Annotated in this window: 6 protein-coding genes; 2 read left to right on the forward strand and 4 right to left on the reverse strand. The window is 50.2% G+C overall.

Annotation, left to right across the window (positions count from 1 at the left end; genetic code table 11):
* Window positions 1–66 precede the first annotated feature (66 nt).
* Both dinB and VM932_RS09590 read left to right on the forward strand, forming a co-directional pair.
* Complete coding sequence (gene dinB / locus VM932_RS09585; protein ID WP_326278598.1) at window positions 67–1281, forward strand: DNA polymerase IV; 1215 nt, start codon at window positions 67–69, stop codon at window positions 1279–1281.
* Window positions 1281–4262, forward strand: coding sequence for a DNA polymerase III subunit alpha (locus VM932_RS09590; protein ID WP_326278599.1), 2982 nt, complete (start codon window positions 1281–1283; stop codon window positions 4260–4262). Before dinB ends, VM932_RS09590 begins: the two co-directional genes overlap by 1 nt.
* 47 nt (window positions 4263–4309) lie before the next feature.
* On the opposite strand, the gene VM932_RS09595 is transcribed toward VM932_RS09590, so the two are convergent.
* The 4 genes from VM932_RS09595 to VM932_RS09610 all read right to left on the reverse strand — a co-directional run.
* Entirely contained in the window at window positions 4310–4552 is a 243-nt protein-coding gene (locus VM932_RS09595) for a hypothetical protein (protein WP_326278600.1), read from the reverse strand.
* Window positions 4553–4689: 137 nt separating this feature from the next.
* Window positions 4690–6021, reverse strand: a complete 1332-nt coding sequence (locus tag VM932_RS09600; protein ID WP_326278601.1) for a Gfo/Idh/MocA family protein — start codon at window positions 6019–6021, stop codon at window positions 4690–4692.
* A gap of 17 nt (window positions 6022–6038) precedes the next feature.
* The gene (locus tag VM932_RS09605; RefSeq protein ID WP_326278602.1) at window positions 6039–7010 is read right to left on the reverse strand and encodes a formylglycine-generating enzyme family protein; all 972 of its coding nucleotides are present in this window, start codon (window positions 7008–7010) and stop codon (window positions 6039–6041) included.
* Between the two features lie 8 nt (window positions 7011–7018).
* Window positions 7019–7312 (reverse strand): TIM barrel protein (locus tag VM932_RS09610; protein ID WP_326278603.1); only part of this gene is annotated, 294 nt, incomplete at its 5' end.

Below are 7312 nucleotides of genomic sequence, written 5' to 3' on the forward strand. Positions count from 1 at the left end.
ATGGACCATCCCTTTTTATACATTTGGATTTTTTCCCAGAAATTGGAATAAATCCATAATGTGATTATGAAGCCCACCATTCTCCATCTCGATCTTGACACTTTTTTTGTCTCTTGTGAGCGGCTGCTGGACAGTCGTCTGATGAAGCGGCCCCTCTTGGTCGGTGGGTTGGGGGACCGTGGGGTGGTGGCGGCATGTAGCTATGAGACCCGGCGCTTTGGGGTGCACTCGGGGATGTCCATGAAGGTGGCCCGAAGATTGTGTCCGGAGGCCACGGTCATCAAGGGCAATGCGGGGACCTATATGAAGTTTTCCGATACTGTGACCGAGGTCATCAAGGAGAGTGTCCCGGTCTTTGAAAAGGCCAGTGTGGATGAGTTCTATGCCGACCTATCGGGGATGGACCGCTTTTTTGGCTGCTATAAGTACGCCTCGGAAATGCGGCAACGGATCTTGAAAGAGACCGGATTGCCCATTTCCTTTGGACTGTCCCAGAACAAGGTGGTCTCCAAGGTGGCCACGGGGGAGGCCAAGCCCAACAACCAGATGAAGATAGACCTTGGCTTTGAAAGGGAATTTCTGGCCCCTTTGCACATCCGTAAACTGCCTTCGGTGGGGGAGAAGACCTACGGGCTGCTGTCCAATATGGGGGTGACCACCATCCGGACGGTACAGGAACTGCCCTTGGAAATGCTGGAAAGTTGCTTTGGCCGACATGGACGGACCATTTGGATGCGTGCACAAGGACTGGACAATACCCCTTTGGTGCCTTTTCATGAGCGGAAGTCCATCTCCTCGGAACGGACCTATGGAAAGGATACCACGGACATGGTCAAACTGGAGACCACCCTGTTCGCCATGGCGGAAAACTTGGCCTATCAACTCAGACGGGCCAACAAGATGACGGGCTGTGTCAGTGTCAAGATCCGGTACAGCGACTTTAAGACCTATACGAAGCAGAAACGGATTCCCTATACTTCCGCGGACCATGTGTTGGTACCCTTGGTAAAGGAACTCTTTGCCTCCCTCTATGACCGTAGGATGCTCATCCGACTCGTTGGGATCAACTACAGTCATATCGTGGGGGGACATTATCAGATCGACCTCTTCGCCGATGATGAAAAACTGCTGAACCTCTATCAGGCCATGGACCGCGTGCGCAGCCGCTTTGGGGAATCCAGTCTGATGCGGGCCTCGGCCATGGGTGCCCACAGCATAGGAAGGGGTGGAAACCCTTTTGATGGACAACCGCCCATTTTATTGGCCCATAGACAGCAATAATGTACCTGAACAGCCATACATATTACTCCCTGAACTACGGGGTACTCTCCGAAATGGAACTCTTGGAACTGGCCGTCAAGTGCGGTGTGGATGCTTTGGCCCTGACCGACATCAACAACAGCTCGGCGGGGATGAACTTTGTGCGCCTGGCCAAGGAACAGGGGATACGCTCCATCTTGGGGATCGATTTTCGCAATGGGAACGTGCAGGAATTTGTGGGCCTGGCCCAGAACAATGAGGGGTTTCGGGAGCTCAACGCCTTTCTTTCCCAGCATCTGCACAAGGGAACGCTGATTCCCTCCATGGCCCCAGTATTTGAGAATGTCCATGTCATCTATCCCTTCGAGAAGGTACAGGAAGAGGAACGGACGGACTTCCGGGCTTATGAATATATCGGGGTATCGGTGGAGGAGCTCCGAAAACTGCGCTTCTCTAGGTATCGGGATTATACCGACAAGCTGGTGCTTTTGCAGCCCGTTACCTTCCGTAACAAAAAAGATTTCAATACGCACCGGTTGCTTAGGGCCATTGGACTCAATACCCTGCTGAGCAAGCTGCCCCAGTCCGAGGAGGGGAGGGCCACCGATACCATGCGTTATATGGATACCTTGAAAAAGACTTTGGCCGATGTTCCACATATCTGGGAGAATACACGGCGGTTGATGGATTCCTGTACCATTGCCTTTGGGTTTGGAACGGAAAGGGTCTCCCAGAACCAGTCCCGTTTTTTGGAATCCAAGCAGACCGATGTGGAACGGTTGCGGGAACTGGCCCTGGAAGGGTTGCCCCGGCGCTATGCCCATCCCACGGAGCAGGTCAAAGAGCGTATGTTACGGGAATTGGGGATTATCGAAGAGTTGGATTTTGTGTCCTACTTTTTGATCAATCATGATATCGTCTCCTATGCAAGATTCAAGGGCTATCCCTATGTGGGCAGGGGCAGCGGGGCCAACAGTCTGGTGGCCTACCTGATTGGGATCACCGATGTGGATCCCATGGAACTGGATCTGTACTTTGAGCGGTTCATCAATCCCTTTAGGGCCTCGCCCCCCGATTTTGACATTGATTTCTCCACATGGGACCGGGATGATGTCACGGCCTATATTTTTGAACGTTTCGAGCATGTGGCCCTCTTGGGGACCTACAACACCTTTAAGTACCGGGCCGCTGTACGGGAACTGGGCAAGGTGTTCGGTCTGCCCACCGAGGAAATCGATAAGCTCAGTGCAGGTCGGTACGAGCAGGGAACCTTGGACGAGCTGGCCCGTTTGGTGTTGAAATACGCCACCTATATCCATGGGATGCCCAATTATATCAGTGTGCATTCCTCGGGGATATTGATCTTGGACCGGTCACAACACTATTATTCGGCCACGAACCTGCCGCCCAAAGGGTTCCCGACGGTGCAGTTCGATATGATCATTGCCGAGGATGTGGGGCTGTTCAAGTTCGACATTTTGGGACAACGGGGATTAGCGAAGATCAAAGAGGCGGTGGAGGTCATTAAGAAAAATCAACCGGATGCCCCCCTTTTGGACATCAAGAGCGTGGAGGTCATGAAGCAGGATGCCAACATCAACCGACTGTTGAGCGAGGGGAGGGCCATTGGGGCCTACTATGTGGAATCCCCTGCCATGCGGGGGCTGATGAAGAAACTACGGACCGATGACTATCTCGGACTGGTGGCGGCCAGCTCCGTGATCCGTCCCGGGGTATCCTCTTCGGGAATGAAGGATGAATACATCCGTAGGGAACGGGAACCGGAACGCCGTAAAGAGGCCAATCCCGCTTTACTGGAGATTATGCCCGAGACCCATGGGATCATGGTCTATCAAGAGGATGTACTGAAAGTGGCCCACCTCTTTGCGGGACTGGACCTTGGGGAGGCCGATGTGCTGAGACGGGGGATGAGCGGAAAGTTCCGTTCCCGGGAGGAATTCCAGATAGTAAAGTTGAAGTTTTTTGATAACTGCAAACAAAGGGGACATGATGCCACCCTGACCCAGATGGTCTGGGAACAGATCGAGAGCTTTGCGGGCTATGCCTTTGCCAAAGGGCATTCCGCTTCCTATGCAGTGGAAAGCTACCAGAGCCTTTACCTGAAATGCTACTTCCCCTTGGAGTTTATGGTGGCCGTGCTCAACAATGGGGGAGGGTTTTACGATACGGAACTCTATGTCCATGAAGCCAAGATGTGGGGCGGGGTCATCCATCCGCCTTGTATCAACCGCAGTGACCATGTCAATACCATCTATGGCAAGCACATCTATTTGGGACTGGGACAACTCCGGAGTTTGGAACGTTTGGTCATCCAACGCATTTTGAACGAAAGGCAGCTCTATGGGAAGTTCAGGGATTTTGATGATTTTATAGACCGTGTCCCTATTGCCATCGAACAGTTGACGATCTTGGTTCGCATCGATGCCTTTCGGGGCTTTGGGGTGCCCAAGAAGCAGCTGCTCTGGCAGGCCTTGTTCAAGACCAAGTCGCATCGAAAGGATACTGTCCAGAAACTGCTGTTTAAACCCAACCACAGGCATTTTACATTACCGCAACTTCCATCCCATCCCATTGAGGATGCCTATGACCAATTGGAACTCTTGGGCTTTCCGCTATTTGGATATTATGAATTGATGGATACAAAAATAAAGAGTCGGTTGAACGCCAATGATTTTGGGGCCCATGCCGACCAAAAGATATGGATCTACGGCTCGATGGTGCATACCCGCTTGAATACCACCTCCAAAGGGGATACCATGCGTTTTACCACCATGCTCGACCTGAAGGGGCACTTCTTTGACTGTGTGCATTTTCCGCAAACCATGGCGGCCACTCCCATCCATGGTAAGGGTATCTATCTGTGCCATGGTACGGTGACCGAAGAGTTCGGGCATTACAGTCTGGAGGTGGTCATGACCCTCAAACAACCCTTGAAACCCGACCCGAGACAAGAGGGGAAAACCCCGGCCAAGCTTGCCTGATCGGGGTTGTGCACTGTAATTTTATGTGGATCATGGCCGGTGGCCCACTATAGCCTTACCCGTATGGAACCGTTGGGGAGCACAAGCTCGGCATCCACGGTCAACGGGGCACGGGTCCTTGTGGAATAATAGACCCCGTCCCGGTAATAATGGCCGTCATTGTGGTAAAAACCATGGTCACAGTGATGACACTCGTTAAGGTGCTCCAGTTCACGCTTCCTCAGTTCCCTGTAATATTCCCTTTGATCCTTGGCAAGTTCACGATGGTATTCCTGCTCGTTCTTTCGCATTTCCCTAAGGTACTCGGCCTTTCTTTTGTCCTGTTCCTTTTGCTATTTCCTTAGTTTGTTGTTGCCAAAAAGTATTGGGAGCCACTTTAGTGAAAAAGTGGCTCCCAATGGTCGCGTTTGGTGGTTATTCAAATGTATTAAAGGACTTTGGTCTGTCCCGGTATTGGTATGGGATATTGTCCTTCTCCATTGGGTTTTGTGGGTGTTGGGGAATCCCAGTCCAATTCCTCAGGCATAAGCTGTAGATTCGATGCCAATGCCTCGTCCCATTCAATGACTTTGCCACCATAGGTTGCCATACGGCCCATAATGGCCGTCATGGTACTTTTTGCCCCATTTTCGGCGTCATTGATCACGCCTTTGTTCCGTATGGAGGCAAATAATTTATAATGTTCTTCCTGATAGGGATTATGGCCAATCGGATTGCTTATGGATTGTATTTCCTTACCCGAGAGATCGTGGATTTTGGCCACACCGGCATCATTGGTGATCACTGTACCATTGGTAAGCTGAAAGGCCTCCCCAACTTTGTACATCGTACCGGGCTGGTGCCTGCATTGGCTTGAAATGACCGCTCCGCTGGGATAGGTGAACTCCACAAAGTGATGGTCGTAGATCTCACCATGGTCCGGACCTTTCCTGACCATTCTACCGCCCATCCCTTGCGCAGAGACAGGGTACTCACCGATGAACCAATTGGCCACATCGATATTATGGATATGTTGTTCGAGGATATGGTCACCGCAAATCCAATTAAAATAATACCAATTCCGCATTTGATATTCAAGTTCGGACTGTTCCGGTTTTCTCGGACGTACCCATACCCCTTCACTGTTCCAATAGACCTGGCCCGATACAATTTTTCCCAAATCACCATTTTTAATGAGTGCGTTGGTCTTGATATAGTTTTCTTGGTAATGGCGTTGTAGACCGACCACAACGTTCAACTTCTTTTGATCGGCAAGCTTTGCGACCTCAAGTACCTTTCTAATTCCAGGTGCATCGGTGGCCACCGGTTTTTCCATGAAGACATGTTTGTCGTTTTCTATGGCATAGGCGAAGTGATAGGGTCTAAATCCAGGAGGAGTGGTCAATATCACAACATCGGCCAGATCGATGGCTTTTTTAAATCCATCAAATCCAACGAACTTATGCTTCTCTTTTACGTTTATCTTCCCGGTATCCTTGTATTTATCATATAGATTGCCATAGCTGGAGTTCAATTGGTCCTCAAAGAGGTCGGCCATGGCCACAAGCTCTACGTGTTCATCCGCTTGGAGGGCTTGATTGGCCGCGCCTGTTCCCCTACCTCCACAGCCCACCAGGGCGATTTTTAATTTTTTTTCGTTAAAAACGTTCATCATTCCATTGGTACTCAAGGATGGCAGGATAAGTGCCCCTGAAGCGATGGAAGTACTTTTTATAAAGTCTCTTCGAGATTTGGTATTGGCATTGTTTTTATTGTTCATCTTATTCAATTTTAATGTCAGTATTGATCTTTTATCCAGTAGTTTTCAAATTCTTCCTTCTTGGGTGTTGCATAGGGCCTTACTATCCTAAAGCCCACAAAACCGGCATCGGTGAACCACCATTTACTGCGGGGAAATTGGGGATCCCTTTGTTTCCAAACAGGGTCTGAGGCCAATCTTGATGCACTGCGCAACTCTTGTGCCCCGTCCCTAAATGATCCTCCCCGAATGGAAATTGGATATTCATTTGTGGGCGGTTCAAAGGGCATTTCGGCATCCGCATAGCCATTTTTATTATATTGGTCCAAGGTCCATTCCGCAACATTGCCGTACATGTCGTGCAGGCCCCAAGGGTTTGGTTCCTTAGATCCTACTTCATGGTATCTCCCATTACTGTTTTCGTTGAACCAGGCAAATTCCTCCAGTTGGGCTGCATCGGTTCCAAAGTGATATGGGGTGTTGTTTCCCGCCCTGGCAGCATATTCCCATTCCGCTTCTGTGGGAAGCCGATAATAATGGCCCGTGATGGACGATAGCCATTCACAGAAGGTGGATGCGGCCCTTTGGGTGATATTTACCGCTGGAAAACCCTCTTCCCTTCCCATGCCCAAGCTCATGTCGACATATGGGGTCGTGGCCCCTGATACGGCATCGGTGTCCCATTGGACGTCGCCTGCCCTCTTCTCGTTATCAAGGTCGTCAATTGCCCTTTCCACAAAGAGGTTGTACAGCTCCCAGGTTATTTCAAGTTTTGACATCCAAAACCCGTTCATTTCGATTTCGCGTACCGGACCTTCATCCGGTTTTCGTCCAGGTTCGTTTTGAGGGCTTCCCATTTGAAATGTCCCCGAAGGGATCGCAATCATTTCCACAGTCGCCGTTGTCCCCGGTAGGTGTTCCGCATAATTTGACCTATCTTGACCAAAGCACATTGCGATACCACCTAGAATGGAACAGATAGTTTTTAAAATTGTGATATTTGAATTCATAATGCACATTAAAAGGTATCACTGGTTTTATAGGCTTCAATAACGGCAAGCTCCCCTTGCTTGCCCGCCCCGGAGTTGCCATGTTCCATTCCCACGATACCGGTATATCCCTTGGAATGGATATGCTTGAAAACATTTCGATAATTGATTTCCCCAGTGGTCGGTTCTTTCCTGCCCGGATTGTCACCGACCTGAAAATAGGCAATCTCTTCCCATGCCGCATCTATGTTGGGGATCAGGTTCCCCTCTTGGATCTGTTGGTGGTAAATGTCAAAAAGTATCTTGCAGGAGGGACTGTCCAC

It is taken from the genome of Flagellimonas halotolerans, from assembly GCF_035818535.1.
GTDB lineage: Bacteria > Bacteroidota > Bacteroidia > Flavobacteriales > Flavobacteriaceae > Flagellimonas > Flagellimonas halotolerans.